Origin of the sequence: Bordetella sp. N (assembly GCF_001433395.1) — a bacterium.
Taxonomy (GTDB): domain Bacteria; phylum Pseudomonadota; class Gammaproteobacteria; order Burkholderiales; family Burkholderiaceae_B; genus Bordetella_C.
The window spans coordinates 1,607,154-1,622,370 of sequence record NZ_CP013111.1; the positions used below are offsets into that span (position 1 = coordinate 1,607,154).

Below are 15,217 nucleotides of genomic sequence, written 5' to 3' on the forward strand. Positions count from 1 at the left end.
AGGCAGGGCGTCGCCGCAGCGCGCCGCCCTGCCTGAGGTGTAGCCGCGAACTTACATCGCAGCCGTCACCATGATTTCGACGCGGATGTCCGGCGCCGCCAGTTCGACCTTGCCGCAGCAGCGGGCCGGGGCCTGGCCGGGCACGATCCAGGCGTCGTAGACCTCGTTCATGGCCTTGAAGTCGGCCATGTCGGCCAGCCAGATGGTGACGCTCAAGGCCTTGGACTTGTCGGTACCGGACGCGGCCAGCATTTCGTCGACCTTGGCCAGAACCTGGCGGGTCTGCCCGGCCACGTCCAGGCTGCGATCGTCGGCGGTGTGGCCGGCCAGGTAGACGGTGCCGTTGTGGATCACGGCGCGCGAGCGGCGTGCGTTCTGGTCGAGACGGGTAATGGTCTGGGTCATTGCTGGGTTCCCATGCCGGATTCGCGGCGGGCGTGGTTGAGGGCGGCCTGCACCAGGTTGTCGCTGGCTTCGGGCGTGCGGAAGGCGGAGTGCGCCGACAACGTGACGTTGTCCAGCTTGGTCAGCGGATGGCCGGCCGGCATCGGTTCGGTGACGAACACGTCGAGGCCCGCGTGCAACAGCTTGCCGGACTTCAGGGCTTCGATCATGGCGTCTTCGTCGACCAGGGCGCCGCGAGCGGTGTTGATCAGGATGGCGCCGTCGCGCATGCTGGCAAGGCGTTCGCGCGAGATGAAGCCGCGCGTTTCGTCGGTCAGCAGCAGGTGCAGGGACAGCACGTCGCTTTGCGCCAGCACTTCTTCCAGGGACACGAAGTCGACGCCGTCAGCCTGGCGCGGCGAGCGGTTATACGCGATGACCTTCATGCCGGCGCCGCGCGCCAGGCGCGCCATTTCGGCGGCGATGCCGCCATAGCCCACCAGGCCCAGCGTCTTGCCGGTCAGCTGTACGCCGTCGGAGCGCAGCCAGTTACCCTCGCGCATGGCGCGGTCCATGCGGGCGAAGCCCTTGGCCGCGGTCCACATCAGCGCAAAGGCGCATTCGGCCACGGCGGTATCGCCATAGCCCTTGATGATGTGCACGGTGATGCCGATTTCGGCGAGCTGCTCCGGGTTCATGTACGAACGCGGACCCGTGCCCAGGAAGACCACATGCTTGAGGGCCTTGCACTGGCGCGCGATCTCGATCGGGAAATGAGTGTGGTCGACGATCATGATTTCGGCATCGCCCAGCACGCCGGGGACCTGGTCGGGCGTGATGTCGGGTTGCCGATTGATGGTCAGCGGCAGATCGCCGGGCTGGTGCAGGCGTTCGGCGACAGCGGCGAGCGTCGGATTGGCGTCGATGAAGCAGGCTTTCATGGGACTCCCTAAGGTAGAGTGGTTATCAGTTCGGAAGACGCGTCAGGGTTGCAGGCGCGCCTCGGCGAAATCGGCAAGCGCATTGCCCATGTAGATCTCCGCGTAACCGGCGCGGGTAATGGCAATGACGTGGTCTTGGTATTGGGTGATGTGCGCGTCCATCAGGGCCAGGACACGGTCCAGGTCGCGGGCTTGCAGCGCGCGCACGATGTCGGGGTGATCGTTGCGGGTGACGTCGCGGCGGGACTTCAGGTCCAGCCAGCGGGCGAAGCGGATGCGCTCGTTGATCGAACGCACCGAACGCAGGAATTCCTCGTTGCCGGCCAGCGCCGCCAGGCGTTCATGGAAGGCCTCGTCCCGTTCCAGCAGATGCAGCGCCTGGGCGTCGGTATCCGGCGTGTCGCGGTGCTGCTCGATGAATTCGGCCAGCTCGGCCAACTGTTGGTCGGTGGCGCGCTGGCACACCAGACGCACGACGCCCAGCTCCACGGTGGCGCGGTACTCGTACAGATCGAGGATCTGGCTCGCTTCCAACGGCCGCGCCGAGTAGCCGCGATTGGGCGTGGACACCAGGAAGCCTTCCGCCGCGATGCGGTTCAGCGCTTCCCGTACCGGGGTACGGCTGACGCCCAGCCGCTTGGCCAGCTCGACCTCGTTCACGCGCTCCCCCGGCCGCAGGCGGAAGGTGGTCGCCATGGCCTTGATACGGGCATAGACCTGGGCGGGCGTGTTGGCGGGAGCTTGCATGGCGGGCGTGAGCACCTGAAGAAACTGCGTTTAAACTTCTCCGCAACTGCGGATAGTTGTGTATACAGTTTCGTATTATCTATGCTCCCGCCTGAATCAGGCTGTTTTTTTAGCTGGGGATATCCCTAGGGTTGGCTGATTGGCGGACTTGTCGCTCAGGCGGCAGGTGTCATGGGCCGGCTGGTCAGCCCCTGCTGTACTTGAGCGGGCAGATGCGTCTTGAGGAAATCCACCAGGCAGCGCACCGCCGGGGGCACCGTCGCCGTCCATGGCCGCAGGGCGTAGATAGACTGGCCGAAGAAGCCGATCACACGCCACTCTGGCAGGATGGGCACCAGGTCCGCCGTGTCGCGTAAGGCGCTGAAGTCTGGCAACAAGCCGATCCCCAGGCCGCCGCGCACCGCGTCGCGCAGTGCTTCGCTGTTATTGGCGCGGAAGCGGCCGCGTATGGGAATGTCGATGCGCCCGCTCGCCGCATCGGCGGGGACATTCGCGCGCGGCACGAAGGACCATACGTCCGCCACCCCGGGCCGCAGGTAATGCAGGCAGATATGTTCGCTCAGGGCAGCGGGATGCGCGGGTGCGCCGTGGCGGGCCACATAGTCCGGGCTGGCCAGCAAGCCGGCTTCGGTACGCAGCAACGGCCACGCCACATAGGATTCGGGCACGCTGTCGGCGTGGCGCACGGCCAGGTCGAAGCCTTCGTTTTCCAGGTTGACGAAGCGGTCGGCCAGATCAAGCTCCAGCGTGACCTCCGGGTACGCCTGCAGAAAAGGCGTGACCAAAGGCGCCAGATGCTGGCGCCCGAAAGCCACCGGCGCGCTGACGCGGACCAGGCCGCGCGGCTGGTCCATGGTCTGGCGGGCCGCATTGACACTGTCATAGAGCGCGCCGAAGGCATTCTGTGCGCCGCTCACCAGTAATTGGCCGGCTTCGGTCATGGACACCGACCGCGTCGTGCGCCGGACCAGCGGCAAGCCCAGGCTGCGCTCCAGATCGTGGATCCGGCCGCTGACCGACGCCTTGGAAATGCCCAGGCGCCGGGCGGCCTGCGTGAAACTACGCGTCTGGCTGACCACCGTCAGAAGATAGATGTCGGCCACGTGGGGGGCGATGGTGTCGGCGCTCATGGAAGCCTCGAAGGCAAAAGGCAAAATATAGGATTGTTCAAAATATCGAACACTAATATCACATTTTGCTGACTTATCAAGCGCTGTGCGCTTACCTAGACTGCACCTGTCGTAAATACTGACTGGCGAATCCCATGGGTTCGCTGCAACGACCAGGCACCTGGCGGCACGGCCAGGGCAAGACACGCGGATACGCACCAGGAGGAAAGCATGGCTACCAATACCCAGACCCCCATCGTCGGCCACTGGATCGACGGCAAGAGCAACGCCGGCAGCGGCGCCGGCCGTTCGCCCATCTACAACCCGGCCACGGGCGCCGTCAGTGCCCAGGCCGCCCTGGCCACGCCGGCCGACGTCGATGCCGCCGTGGCTTCGGCGCGCGCGGCTTTCCCCGCCTGGGCCGACACGCCCCCGCTGCGCCGCGCCCGCATCATGTTCAAGTTCCTGCAGCTGCTGCAGGAGAATCGCGAGCGCCTGGCGCACACCATCACCGCCGAACACGGCAAGGTGTATGAAGACGCGCTGGGCGAAGTGGCACGTGGGATCGACATCGTCGAGTTCGCCTGCGGCGTTCCCCAATTGCTGAAAGGCGACTACACGGAACAGGTCGCCGGCGGTCTGGATAACTGGACCGTACGCCAGCCCCTGGGCGTGGTGGCCGGCATCACGCCGTTCAACTTCCCGGTGATGGTGCCGATGTGGATGTTCCCCGTGGCCATCGCCACCGGCAATACCTTCGTGCTCAAGCCCAGCCCCATTGACCCGTCGCCGTCCCTGTTGCTGGGCGAACTGCTCAAGCAGGCCGGCTTGCCGGATGGTGTGTTCAACGTGGTGCAGGGCGACAAGGACGCCGTCAACGCCTTGCTGGAGCATCCCGACGTCAAGGCGGTGTCCTTCGTCGGCTCGACGCCCATCGCGAATTACATCTACGAAACCGGCGCCCGCCACGGCAAGCGCGTGCAGGCCCTGGGCGGCGCCAAGAACCATATGGTGGTGATGCCCGACGCGGACCTCGAACAGGCCGCCGACGCGCTGATCGGCGCGGGCTTCGGCTCGGCCGGCGAACGCTGCATGGCGGTATCCGTGGCCATGCTGGTGGGCGACGTCGGCGAGAAGCTGATCCCCATGCTGGTCGAGCGCGCCAAGTCCCTGAAGGTGCTCAACGGCGAAAACAGCGCCGCGGAAATGGGCCCCATCGTCACGGCCGCCGCGCATCAGCGTATCACCGGCTACATCGAGATCGGCGAGAAGGAAGGCGCGCAATTGCTGGTGGACGGCCGTGGCTTCGACGGCAAGAAGGCCGGCGACGGTTGCGACAAGGGCTTCTGGATGGGCGCCACGCTGTTCGACAAGGTGACGCCGGAAATGCGCATCTACAAGGAAGAAATCTTCGGACCGGTGCTCAGCTGCGTCCACGTGAAGGATCTGGCCGAAGCGGTGGCCTTGATCAATGCCCACGAGTTCGGCAACGGCGTGGCTTGCTTCACCCGCGACGGCCAGGTGGCGCGCGAGTTCGGCCGCCGCATCGAGGTGGGCATGGTCGGTATCAACGTGCCGATCCCGGTGCCGATGGCATGGCAAGGCTTCGGCGGCTGGAAGCGTTCGCTGTTCGGCGACATGCATGCCTATGGCGAGGAAGGCGTACGGTTCTACACCCGCCAGAAAAGCATCATGCAACGTTGGCCGGACAGCATCGGCAAGGGCGCCGAGTTCACGATGCCGACGCCTGGGGGCGTTTGATCCGGCCAAAGCCTGGCACGGGTGCCCAGGAGGCGCGCGGGGCGGTAAGATGCCTGCCATCGCGCCGCCTGGCGCTCTACGAGATCCGCGCTTCATGACCGCATCCAAGAAGGCGCCGGCGGCCAAGGCCGCAACCAAGAAAGCCGTGGTGTCCAAGACGGCCGCCAAGAAAGCGGGGGCAGCGCGGCCGGCCCCCAAGAAAATCGTGGCGTCCGAAAGCGTCTCCCCGCCTTCCGTGCACCGCTGCGTGTGGGCGGGCGAGGACGCCCGCATGCAGGCGTATCACGACGAAGAATGGGGCGTGCCCGAGTACGACAGCCGCGCCTTGTGGGAAAAGCTGATGCTGGACGGTTTCCAGGCCGGCTTGTCGTGGCGCACCATCCTGCACAAACGGCCGGCCTTGCGTAAGGCGTTTGCCGATTTTGACCCGGCCAAGGTAGCGCGTTTCACCGAGCAGGACGTCGAGCGCCTGTTGCAGGACGCGGGCATCGTGCGCTCCCGCGCCAAGATCGAGGCGACGATACGGGGCGCGCAGATTTATCTGGAAATGGCCAGGAACGGCGAAGATTTTGCCGAGTTCTGCTGGTCATTCACGGCCGGCAAACCGGTGCGCACGGACGGCCTGGTCAGGCTGACGGCCAGCCCGGTCTCCGAGCAGATGTCCAAGGAATTGAAGCGGCGCGGATTCAAATTCGTCGGGCCGGTCATCGTCTATGCGTGGATGCAGGCCGTCGGCATCGTCAACGATCACGACAAGGCCTGCTTCCGCCGCAAGGAAGTCTCGCAGAACTTCTGCGGATTGCGCAGTGCGGGAAAAACCCGGGGCACGGGGAAGGCGAGCAGCGCTTGATCGTTTAGCAACCCGGGTTCAATGCCCCGCGTTCAATGCCCCGTGGCCGGATAATTGGGACCCGGGTCGCTGAAGCCGCCGTTGCTCCAGGGATTGGCGGCGCCGGGATGCGGGGGGCCGGGATGGTCGAAGCGGCCATCGGCGCATCCCGCCAACAGCGCCGCCGCGATGGCCGCGGCCACGCAAAACGCGCCGGCGCGACGCGGCGCCGATTTGGCGGAGGTAAGGGGTTTCTGCATGATGGGACTCCTGTTGCAACATCTGCTGCCTTGACGACGACAGCGTAGCGCAACCAGCGTGCCTGTAGGCACATTTCCTGCTGTTCCGGACGTCTCCCCCTTGTCTCGGAGCACCATCATGGCGAGTACCGCATCGCGTACCCTCTGGAAGGGTGCCATCTCATTCGGTCTGGTCCACATCCCCGTGGGCCTGCACACGGCCACCAAGGAATCCGGGATCGATTTCGACTGGCTCGACAAGCGCAGCATGGATCCGGTCGGCTACAAGCGCATCAACAAGCGCACGGGCCGCGAAATCGACCGGGAGAACATCGTCAAAGGCGTCGAGTACGAGAGCGGCCAGTACGTCATCATTTCGCCCGAGGAAATCGAGGAAGCATACCCACGTACCACGCAGACCATAGAGATCCTGCGTTTCGTGGAAGCGGGCGCCGTGCCTTTCGTCTATCTGGAGCGTCCGTACTACGTGGCGCCCATCAACAAAGGGCAAAAGGTCTACGCCCTGTTGCGCGACACCCTGGCCAAGGCGGAAAAGATCGCCATCGCCAAGGTCGTGATCCAGACCAAACAACATTTGGCTGCGCTGATCCCGTCTGGAGACGGCCTGGTCCTGAATCTCATGCGATGGGGTGACGAGGTCAAGCCCATGGAAGAGCTGGACCTGCCCAAGGCCGGCGCCAAGAATATGTCACCCAGCGCGGCGGAGTTGAAAATGGCGCGCATGCTGGTGGACGACATGAGCGGCGACTGGGACCCCGATGAGTTCAAGGACGAGTTCCGCGAAGCCATCATGGGGCTGGTGGAGAAGCGCGCCAAGGCCGGCCAGACGGAACAGGTGTTCGAGCCGGAAGAGGAAACGCCTGCCCGTGGAGACAACGTCATCGACCTGACGGCCCTGTTGCGGCAGAGCCTGACGGGGCGCAAGGGCGGCGGCAAGGCGAGCGACGAGGCGCCTGCGCGCAAGGCGGCCGCTGCGCCCGCGAAGTCGGCGAAGTCCTCGGCCAAGTCGGCCGGCAAGACCACGAAAACCGCGACGAAGGCCGCCGCCAAGACAGCGACCAAGACAGCCTCCAAGGCAGCTTCCAAGACAGCTTCCAAGACAGCCGCCAAAAAAGCGCCGGCAAGCAGGAAGGCCGCGGCCAAGTCCGGTTCCAGCTCCACGCGCAAGGCAGCTTGACCCATGGACGACACGCTCAAGACCTATCGCGCCAAGCGCGATTTCAAGGCGACGACCGAGCCCACGGGCGGTGGCCAGGCCAATCCGGACGCGCCGGTATTCGTCATCCAGAAGCATTGGGCCTCGCGTCTGCATTACGACTTCCGGCTGGAGCTGGACGGCGCCATGAAGAGCTGGGCGGTGCCGAAGGGGCCATCCCTGGATCCGAGCGTGAAACGCATGGCGGTGCAGGTCGAGGATCATCCTCTGGCTTACAACCAGTTCGAAGGCACGATCCCGGAAGGCCATTATGGCGCCGGCAAGGTCATCATCTGGGACGAAGGCACGTGGACGCCGCTCGGCGATGCGCGCAAAGGTTATCGCGAAGGGCATCTCAAATTCGATTTGCACGGCGTCAAATTACAGGGGCGCTGGGCCCTGGTGCGAATGAAGGGCAAATCGGACAAGCAACCGCCCTGGCTGTTGATCAAGGAAAAAGACGAGGAAGCGCGCTCCGACCACGAGTTCAGCGTGGTCGACCAGATGCCGGATAGCGTGGTGCCCTTGCGGGAGCAGGGGGCGGCCGCCGCTCCCGCCGAGCCGGCGCCGGCCACCGTGCCCGGCGTGGCCGCCAGGCTGCCCGCGACCTTCGCGCCGCAACTGGCCACATTGTTCGCCGGCAAGCCGCCTACGGGCGACGAATGGGTTTACGAACTGAAGTTCGATGGCTACCGCCTGCTGGCGCGGGTCGATAACGGCAAGGTGCGTCTGTACACCCGCAACGGTAATGACTGGACCGCGCGTCTGCCTCATCTGGAGCAGGCCTTGGCCAAGCTGCCCATCGTTGACGGCTGGCTGGATGGTGAGATCGTGGTCCCGGATGATGAAGGCCGGCCGAACTTCCAGGCCTTGCAGAATGCCTTCGACAGCGATCGCACCAAAGGCATTGTCTACTACCTGTTCGATGCCCCGTATCTCAGCGGTCGAGACCTGCGCGGCATACCCCTGGAGGAACGGCGCGGCTGGCTGGCCAAGGTGATGGAACGCGGGCCTGGCGAGCCGCTGCGGTTCAGCGAGACCTTCGACGCGCCACCGGGCGACCTTGCGGCGTCGGCTTGCCAGATGGGCTTCGAAGGCTTGATCGGCAAGCAGCGGGAGTCGTCCTACGTTTCGCGCCGGTCGCCCGCCTGGATCAAGATCAAATGCGGGCAGCGCCAGGAGTTCGTCATCGTGGGCTACACGCCGCCGCAGGGCAGCCGGCAGGGCTTGGGCGCCTTGCTGCTGGCGGTCAATGAAAAGGATGGGTCCCTGCGCTATGCCGGCAAGGTCGGCACGGGTTTCGACGATGCGATGTTGAAGCGGGTCCACGGGCGCCTGTCGGTGCTGACGACGGACAAGGCGCCGGCACGGCTCACCGGCAAGCCGGCGGAACGCGCCATCCATTGGGTAAAGCCGGAGCAGGTCGCGGAAGTGGCCTTCGGCGCCTGGACCGACGGCGGCCACGTCCGCCACGCGGTGTTCAAGGGCCTGCGCGAAGACAAGCCCGCAAGTGCCATCACACGTGAACGGGCTGCCGTCGCCAAGGATTTGAAGGTGCCCGCGGCAAAGGCGGCGACCAGGTCAAAAGCAGACGCAGGCGCGCGGCGGCCCGCGGTGAAAAAGGGTAAGGCGGAGGAAGCCGGCACGGCCAAGGGCCTGCGCCTGACGCACCCGGATCGCGTCATCGACGCCAGCAGCGGCATCACCAAACTGGATCTGGCGCGCTTCTACGGCCTGGTGGCGCCCTTGCTGCTCAAGCATCTGGACAAGCGACCCGTGTCCCTGGTGCGGGCGCCGCAAGGCATCGATCACCCGCTGTTCTTTCAGAAGCACCTTGAAGCCCCGATGCCGGAAGTGCGCGATCTGCCTCAGAAGCTCTACCCGGAGCATCCCCCCCTGCTTGAAGTGCCCACACCCACGGCCATCATGTCGGCCGTGCAGATGAACACGGTCGAGTTCCACACCTGGAACGCCGTGTACACCGCCATCGATACGCCCGACCGCATGCTGTTCGACCTGGATCCGGGCGAGGGCGTGCAGTGGGCGCAGGTGGTGCAGGCTACCGAACTGGTCCACACCATGCTGGAAGAGCTGGGCCTGAAAGCCTGGCTCAAAACCAGTGGCGGCAAAGGCCTGCACATTGTCGTTCCGCTGCGCAAGCAGTACGGCTGGGACACCATCAAGGACTTTTCCGCCGAGGTCACCCGGCACCTGGCGCGCACGCTGCCGGACATCTTCGTCGCCAAGAGCGGTCCGAAGAATCGAATCGGGCGTATCTTCGTCGACTACTTGCGCAATGGTTTCGGCGCGACGACGGTAGCGGCATGGTCCGCCCGTTCCCGTCCCGGGCTCGGCGTGTCCGTACCCATCACCTGGGACGAGCTGCGCAAGCTGAAAAGCGCCGCGCAATGGACCGTATCCAACATCCAGGAAAGGCTGGATGTCGCGGACAGCCCCTGGGATGACTATGCCCCGCAGGATGTGCGTCCTGCCATGCGGGTCCTGAAGTTCAAGCCGGCAGAATAGGCTTCTAGGACGGGGCGGCCGGCAGCGGCTGTAGAAAACGGCACGGCCGCCGGCTACGCAGCCTCTGCCTCTTCCGCTGTCACGCCCAGGCTTTGCAGCAGATAGCGCCGCAGCTCCACCACGCGTGCCTCACGCGCGCCCGCCGCATCGGGCAGGTCGACCTGGACGTCCACGCTCAGACGTCCTTCATCCAGCACGATAATGCGCTGCGACAGGTGGATGGCTTCATCAACGTCATGCGTGACCAACAGCACCGCCGGTTGGTGCGCATGGCAGAGCCGGCGCAACAAGGCGTGCATGCGCAAGCGCGTCAGGGCATCGAGCGCGCCGAACGGCTCATCCGCCAATAGCAGAGCCGGCTCCCGCACCAGCGCCCGTGCCAGGGCCACACGCTGCTGTTCGCCGCCCGACAGCTCGCCCGGCCAGGCGGTTTCGCGCCCGGCCAGTCCCACTTCGGCCAGGGCCGCGAGGGCGCGGCCGCGCGGATCCGCTCCGCGCAGGCCGTAGGTGACGTTCTCCAGCAGGCGCTTCCAGGGCAGCAGGCGGGCGTCCTGGAAGACCACTGACAACTTCTCCGGCACGGTCAATTCGCCGCCGCCTTGCACGTCGTGGTCCAGATTGGCCAGGGCTCGCAGAAAAGTGCTTTTCCCCGAACCGCTGCGGCCCAGCAAGGCGACGAATTCGCCGCGCCGGATATCCAGGTCGATGCTGTCCAGGATGGTGCGAGTACCAAAAGCGCGGTGTAGCGCCCGGACGCGCACCACGCTGCCTGCATCGTTCAATCCGCCAGGGTTTTGCGCCATTTGAGTACCTTGCGTTGCAGTAGACGCACCAGGGCGTCGGAACTCAGGCCCAGCAGCGCATACAGCGCCAAGCCCACGATGATGACTTCCGTCTGGCCATAAGTACGGGCCAGTTCGATCATGTAGCCGATGCCGCTGGTCGAATTGACCTGTTCGACCACGACCAGTGCCAGCCACGAATAGGTCACGGCGAAGCGCAGGCCCAGCAGGAAGCCGGGCAGGGCTCCGGGCAGCACGACGTTGCGGATGAACTCCCAGCGGCCCACGCCCAAGGTCTCCGACAGTTCAAGGTAGCGGCTGTCGATGGCGCGCAGGCAATCGTGCGTCTGGATGTAGATGGGCACGAACACGATCAGGGCGATCGCCGTGATCTTCATGCCTTCGCCGATGCCCAGCCACAACATCAGCAGCGGCACCAGGGCCAGGCTGGGAATGGAGCGCTTGATCTGCACCGGTCCGTCGAGCAGATACTCGCCGATACGGCTCAGACCCGATAGCACGCCCAGCGCGGCGCCCACCACGACACCCCAGAAAAGCCCCTGCAAGGCGCGCCATAGCGAGGTCTCGAAATTGGTCCACAAGCGCCCGGAGCCTATCAGGTCGGCGGCGGTGCTTACGACCACCCAGGGTGGCGACAAGGTGCGGCTGTCGATGAAGCCTGTCCAGGATCCCACGGTCCAGATCAGCAACAACACGATAGGGCCAAGGGCGGCGCCATAAGGAATGGGACGGCCTGGTCCCAGACGTGGATGACGGCGAGGCTTGGACACGCGGGCCGCGGCGGGCGTGGTATCGGCGGCGCCGGTCGCCAGGGCTCGCGGGGTATCGGGCCGTCCGGACAGGCGCCGCAATGCGCCTAGTGTGGAAGCGTTCTCAGCCATCAGGGTTGCTCCAAAGCCTTGGCAGCGACGAACTCATAGCGCCGGTCGAAGAGGTCGGCGGCGTTCAGGCGCGGCTTGTTGGTTTCCTGCGCGAGCAGGTCGATGGTGGCCTGCTGGCGTTCGATCACGCCATTCCAATCGCTGGGAATGTCGGGTTCGCCTGCTGACTTGATGAGATAGCGTCCCGCATCTTCCTTCAGGCCTTCATGTTCCACGTACCAGCCCTGAACCCATTGGTCGGGATGGTCATAGATCCAGCGCGTGGCGCGACCCCAGGCCTTGACGTACTCGCGCACCGCCGCGGCCTTGCCGGGATCCGCCAGTACCGACTGCAGCCCGTAGATGTACCAAGGGTCGTCACGCAGGCCGTGAGGAATCACCTTGGCGCCGTTGTGGCCGTAGTTGGCCAGGTAGCGTGGCTGATTGGCTTCCGCGATCGGCGCGGCGTCGACCAGCTTGCTGGCCAGGGCGCTGACGTAGACGTCGCCGGTGCTGGGCATCTCGATCAAGGTCACGTCCTTCTGGGTCAGACCGGCTTTTTGCAGGATGCGCAGTACCAGAGCCCCTTGTGCCTGGCCGGGGCTGTAGGCGATCTTCTTGCCCTTGAGATCCGCGATGGTGTCTATCTTGGCGCCGGGCGCGATGCCCAGCTTGTAGATCGGGTGATCGATGGGGTCCTTGCGGAAGGACGCCGCCACGATGCTCACCGGCAGGCCTGTCCACGTCGCGTGGATGGGCGGAATGTCGGCCACGGATCCCAGGTCCAGCGCATTGGCGCGGAACGCTTCGATGGTCCGCGGGCCGCCGCTGATGTTGGCCCATTCGATCTTGAAGGGCAGCTTCTTCAGTTCGCCCGACAGTTCCAGGGCGCGCTGGGTTTTGGGATCACCGATACGCAACACGGTGCCGGGTGGCACCGTGTCGGGGATGGGGGCGGTATTCTGCGCGGCCTGTGCGGCGCCGGCGACGACCAGCAGGGGCAATACAGGCAGCAGCAGTCGTCGGGTCAGTCGCGTAGCCAGGCGGTTCAGTAGGGCGGGCAAATGCATGCGTATCTCTGTTCCAAGGGGTGCGCGGCGGGGATGCCGCCGCCAGAACAAAGATTGTCAGGCCATTGCACAACGTTCTAAACAGCCGATTTTTTATATCGATATGGCAGTCGCCAAACCGATCACGCCTGCCTATTCCGACGGCCGGGTCTGCGTCAGGCCCGTGGGCGGCCCGTCGATGGCGGTCCAGCCCGCATCGACGGACAGGCTGCTGCCGGAGATGTAGCTGGCCGCATCCGAAGCCAGGAAAGCCACCGCGGATCCCACTTCCGACGGCTGGCCCCAGCGGTTCAACACCGTGTGGCCCGCGTACGTCTTGTAGATGTCCTGCTTTTCCTTCAAGGGCGCGGTAAGGCGCGTCTCGATGATGCTGGGCATCACCGCGTTGACGCGCACGCCGTAGCTGCCGACCTCGGACGCGAAGGCCTTGACCATCTGCGCGATGCCGGCCTTGGTGGCGGCATAGATGCCCAGGCCCGGCTCGATGGTGACGGCCCGCATGGACGAGCAGAGGATCAGACTACCAGACCCCTGTTTCATCATGGGCCGGCCGAAGCTGCGCATGAAATGGAAAGCGCCCTTCAGATTGAGGTTGACGACCTGGTCGAACTCTTCCTCGGTGTAGTCGACGATCAGCTTGCGGATGTTCAATGCCGGCGTCGACACGGCGACGTCGACGCGGCCATGGTCGGCCAACACCTTGTCGGCCAGCGCGGCGATGGCCGCGCCGCTGCCGGCGTCCGTCTCCAGCCAGCTGGCGCCGCCGTGCGCGCTGTTCTGCTGGATCTGTTCCGCCGTGGCGCGGGCGCCCGCGCCATCGCGGTCAGCGCACAGCACGTGCGCGCCCAGGGCGCCCAGCGCATGGGCCGAAGCCTGGCCAATGCCGGATGCCGCGCCCAGGACGACGGCGATCTTGCCTTGCAGGCTGAACAGCTGGGGGTAGTTCGGAATGGTAATCGTGTCGCTCATGCTTACTCCATCAACTCATTTCAAAGATCAGTGCGGCAGCATCCAGGCCAGCGGGCCGGTCTGCAGATAGACCAGCACGGACAAGGCCGCGAGCAGCAGCACGCTCCAGCCGATGACCTTGCGGAAAATCAAACCTTCCTGGCCTATGATACCGACCGCTGCCGCGCCCACGGCGAGGCTTTGCGGGGAAATCATCTTGCCCAGCACACCGCCGGACGCATTGGCCGCCGCGAGCAGCGCGGGGTTCAGGCCGGTGGCATTGGCGGCCGCCACCTGCAGCGCGCCGAAGAGCGCGTTGGCGGAGTTGTCCGAACCGGTCACGGCCACGCCGATCCAGCCGATCACCGGCGACAGGAACGCGAACGCCGGGCCGGTCTGCGCCAGCCATACGCCCAGGGTCACGGTCTGGCCCGAATAGTTCATGATGAAGGCGATGGCCAGCACGCACAGCACCGTGGGGATGGCCCAACGCAATTGCCGGATGGTTTCACCATAGGTGACCACCGCGGTCTTGGCGCTCACGCGCAGCAGCAGCGCGGAGAGGATGCCGGCAAACAGCAGCAGCGATCCCGTGGCCGACAGGCTGTTCAAGGTGAACGACGTGCCCACCTTGGCGCCGGCTGCATTGGTGATGCTCAGTCCTGGCCAGGGAAAGCTGACGGTGCCCACGGACAACCACTGCTTGACCACCTGCATCTGCGCCAGCGCAAAGATGGCGATGATCAGGATATAGGGCAGATACGCCTGCAGCATGGCGCCGGTGGTGGGCCGCAGCAGGGTGCCGGGCGGCAGGTAGGCGCCGACGCTATGCGGCTGGGCATGCGGTGCCGACAGCGGGCCGTGGCCGGCCTGAACGCTGTTCACGGCGCCGGGCACCATGCCGTCGATGGCATCGGCGCGCGGGCAGGTCCACACCTTGAGGAACACGATCAAGGCCGCCGCCGAACCCAGCGCCCCGATGACGTCGGCCAAGGCCACGGAAATATAGGTGGCGCTGGCCCATTGGCTTACGCCGAAGCCGACACCGGACACGATGGCGGCGGGCCAGACCTGCGCCAGGCCCCGCTTGCCGTCCATCAGGCCGACCAGGATCAGCGGCACGAACGCGGCGACCAGCGGCGTCTGGTGGCCGACGATGGCGCCCAGATGATCGAAGGGAATGTTGGTGACCTGCGCCAGGGTGGTGATGGGCACGGCCAGCGCGCCGAAGGCCACGGGCGCGGTATTGGCGACGAGCGCCAGCACCGCCGCCTTGATCGGGCGGATGCCGATCGCCAGCAGCATGGCGCCGGAAATCGCGATGGGCGTGCCGGCGCCGGCCAGGGCTTCCATCAGGGCGCCGAAGTTGTAGGCAATCAGGATGGCCTGGATGCGCGGATCCGGGCTGATCATCGCGAAGCTGTCCTTGAGGATGGCGAAATGGCCGGACTTCACGGTCAGGTTGTAGAGCCAGATGGCGTTGACGATGATCCACAGCACGGTCAGGACGCTGAACGCCGCGCCATACACGCCCGAGTTCAAGGTGGCGCCCAGGGGCATGCGATACGCGAACAGCGCCACCAGGATGCACACCGCCAGCGACGCCAGCGCGGCCAGATGTGGCGTGACGCGCAACCAGCCGAGCATGATGAACATGGTCAGCAGCGGCAGGGCCGCGCATAACGACGACAGGAATAGCGACCCGCCAACTGGGTCGTAGATTTGTTGGAACATGGTTGTCTCCTTCTCCCCCTTGGCGGGTGGCTTTTGTTTTCAGTGACGCG

The 15,217-nt window shown here is 65.4% G+C and carries 14 protein-coding genes; 4 read left to right on the forward strand and 10 right to left on the reverse strand.

The features are described from left to right. Window positions 1-51 precede the first annotated feature (51 nt). The 4 genes from ASB57_RS06860 to ASB57_RS06875 form a co-directional block, all read right to left on the reverse strand. Window positions 52-405, reverse strand: a complete 354-nt coding sequence (locus ASB57_RS06860) for a RidA family protein (RefSeq protein WP_057651560.1) — start codon at window positions 403-405, stop codon at window positions 52-54. Then, entirely contained in the window at window positions 402-1,325 is a 924-nt protein-coding gene (locus ASB57_RS06865; protein ID WP_057651561.1) for an NAD(P)-dependent oxidoreductase, read from the reverse strand. Before ASB57_RS06865 ends, ASB57_RS06860 begins: the two co-directional genes overlap by 4 nt. 42 nt (window positions 1,326-1,367) lie before the next feature. Continuing rightward, complete coding sequence (locus ASB57_RS06870) at window positions 1,368-2,072, reverse strand: GntR family transcriptional regulator (RefSeq protein ID WP_057655973.1); 705 nt, start codon at window positions 2,070-2,072, stop codon at window positions 1,368-1,370. 155 nt (window positions 2,073-2,227) lie between these two features. After that, window positions 2,228-3,202, reverse strand: a complete 975-nt coding sequence (locus ASB57_RS06875; protein WP_057651562.1) for a LysR family transcriptional regulator — start codon at window positions 3,200-3,202, stop codon at window positions 2,228-2,230. A 210-nt stretch (window positions 3,203-3,412) separates the two neighbouring features. On the opposite strand from ASB57_RS06875, the gene ASB57_RS06880 reads away from it, so the two are divergent. Further along, window positions 3,413-4,942: a CoA-acylating methylmalonate-semialdehyde dehydrogenase gene (locus ASB57_RS06880; protein ID WP_057651563.1), complete on the forward strand. Its 1,530-nt coding sequence runs from the start codon at window positions 3,413-3,415 to the stop codon at window positions 4,940-4,942. A 94-nt stretch (window positions 4,943-5,036) separates the two neighbouring features. Next, window positions 5,037-5,792: a DNA-3-methyladenine glycosylase I gene (locus ASB57_RS06885; protein ID WP_082621418.1), complete on the forward strand. Its 756-nt coding sequence runs from the start codon at window positions 5,037-5,039 to the stop codon at window positions 5,790-5,792. Between the two features lie 32 nt (window positions 5,793-5,824). Here ASB57_RS06885 and ASB57_RS06890 read toward each other — a convergent pair whose 3' ends face one another. Beyond that, window positions 5,825-6,031: a hypothetical protein gene (locus ASB57_RS06890; RefSeq protein WP_057651564.1), complete on the reverse strand. Its 207-nt coding sequence runs from the start codon at window positions 6,029-6,031 to the stop codon at window positions 5,825-5,827. Between the two features lie 118 nt (window positions 6,032-6,149). Between ASB57_RS06890 and ASB57_RS06895 the strand changes: the two genes are divergently transcribed. Both ASB57_RS06895 and ligD read left to right on the forward strand, forming a co-directional pair. Beyond that, window positions 6,150-7,208 carry a Ku protein gene (locus tag ASB57_RS06895; RefSeq protein ID WP_057651565.1) on the forward strand — a complete coding sequence of 353 codons (1,059 nt, stop codon included), beginning with the start codon at window positions 6,150-6,152 and terminating at the stop codon, window positions 7,206-7,208. Between the two features lie 3 nt (window positions 7,209-7,211). Further along, window positions 7,212-9,752, forward strand: a complete 2,541-nt coding sequence (gene ligD, locus ASB57_RS06900; RefSeq protein ID WP_057651566.1) for a DNA ligase D — start codon at window positions 7,212-7,214, stop codon at window positions 9,750-9,752. A gap of 53 nt (window positions 9,753-9,805) precedes the next feature. On the opposite strand, the gene ASB57_RS06905 is transcribed toward ligD, so the two are convergent. The 5 genes from ASB57_RS06905 to ASB57_RS06925 all read right to left on the reverse strand — a co-directional run bounded on the left by ASB57_RS06905 (window position 9,806) and on the right by ASB57_RS06925 (window position 15,167). After that, window positions 9,806-10,555: an ABC transporter ATP-binding protein gene (locus ASB57_RS06905; RefSeq protein ID WP_057651567.1), complete on the reverse strand. Its 750-nt coding sequence runs from the start codon at window positions 10,553-10,555 to the stop codon at window positions 9,806-9,808. Next, window positions 10,531-11,436 (reverse strand): ABC transporter permease, encoded by a 906-nt coding sequence (locus tag ASB57_RS06910; protein WP_082621419.1) that lies wholly within the window; start codon window positions 11,434-11,436, stop codon window positions 10,531-10,533. The genes ASB57_RS06905 and ASB57_RS06910 overlap by 25 nt, the downstream gene beginning before the upstream one ends. After that, complete coding sequence (locus tag ASB57_RS06915) at window positions 11,436-12,485, reverse strand: ABC transporter substrate-binding protein (protein ID WP_082621420.1); 1,050 nt, start codon at window positions 12,483-12,485, stop codon at window positions 11,436-11,438. Before ASB57_RS06915 ends, ASB57_RS06910 begins: the two co-directional genes overlap by 1 nt. 132 nt (window positions 12,486-12,617) lie before the next feature. Next, entirely contained in the window at window positions 12,618-13,454 is an 837-nt protein-coding gene (locus ASB57_RS06920) for an SDR family NAD(P)-dependent oxidoreductase (RefSeq protein WP_231755360.1), read from the reverse strand. Between the two features lie 27 nt (window positions 13,455-13,481). Then, window positions 13,482-15,167 carry an L-lactate permease gene (locus ASB57_RS06925; protein WP_057651568.1) on the reverse strand — a complete coding sequence of 562 codons (1,686 nt, stop codon included), beginning with the start codon at window positions 15,165-15,167 and terminating at the stop codon, window positions 13,482-13,484. Window positions 15,168-15,217 lie beyond the last annotated feature (50 nt).

What these genes read in the sequence shown, in the direction of transcription:
- ASB57_RS06885 (WP_082621418.1), top strand. Translation starts at nt 5,037, where the DNA reads ATGACCGCATCCAAGAAGGCGCCGGCGGCCAAGGCCGCAACCAAGAAA.
- ASB57_RS06910 (WP_082621419.1), bottom strand. Translation starts at nt 11,436, where the DNA reads ATGGCTGAGAACGCTTCCACACTAGGCGCATTGCGGCGCCTGTCCGGA.
- ASB57_RS06890 (WP_057651564.1), bottom strand. Translation starts at nt 6,031, where the DNA reads ATGCAGAAACCCCTTACCTCCGCCAAATCGGCGCCGCGTCGCGCCGGC.
- ASB57_RS06920 (WP_231755360.1), bottom strand. Translation starts at nt 13,454, where the DNA reads ATGAGCGACACGATTACCATTCCGAACTACCCCCAGCTGTTCAGCCTG.
- ASB57_RS06925 (WP_057651568.1), bottom strand. Translation starts at nt 15,167, where the DNA reads ATGTTCCAACAAATCTACGACCCAGTTGGCGGGTCGCTATTCCTGTCG.
- ligD (WP_057651566.1), top strand. Translation starts at nt 7,212, where the DNA reads ATGGACGACACGCTCAAGACCTATCGCGCCAAGCGCGATTTCAAGGCG.
- ASB57_RS06875 (WP_057651562.1), bottom strand. Translation starts at nt 3,202, where the DNA reads ATGAGCGCCGACACCATCGCCCCCCACGTGGCCGACATCTATCTTCTG.
- ASB57_RS06915 (WP_082621420.1), bottom strand. Translation starts at nt 12,485, where the DNA reads ATGCATTTGCCCGCCCTACTGAACCGCCTGGCTACGCGACTGACCCGA.
- ASB57_RS06870 (WP_057655973.1), bottom strand. Translation starts at nt 2,072, where the DNA reads ATGCAAGCTCCCGCCAACACGCCCGCCCAGGTCTATGCCCGTATCAAG.
- ASB57_RS06895 (WP_057651565.1), top strand. Translation starts at nt 6,150, where the DNA reads ATGGCGAGTACCGCATCGCGTACCCTCTGGAAGGGTGCCATCTCATTC.
- ASB57_RS06905 (WP_057651567.1), bottom strand. Translation starts at nt 10,555, where the DNA reads ATGGCGCAAAACCCTGGCGGATTGAACGATGCAGGCAGCGTGGTGCGC.
- ASB57_RS06880 (WP_057651563.1), top strand. Translation starts at nt 3,413, where the DNA reads ATGGCTACCAATACCCAGACCCCCATCGTCGGCCACTGGATCGACGGC.
- ASB57_RS06860 (WP_057651560.1), bottom strand. Translation starts at nt 405, where the DNA reads ATGACCCAGACCATTACCCGTCTCGACCAGAACGCACGCCGCTCGCGC.
- ASB57_RS06865 (WP_057651561.1), bottom strand. Translation starts at nt 1,325, where the DNA reads ATGAAAGCCTGCTTCATCGACGCCAATCCGACGCTCGCCGCTGTCGCC.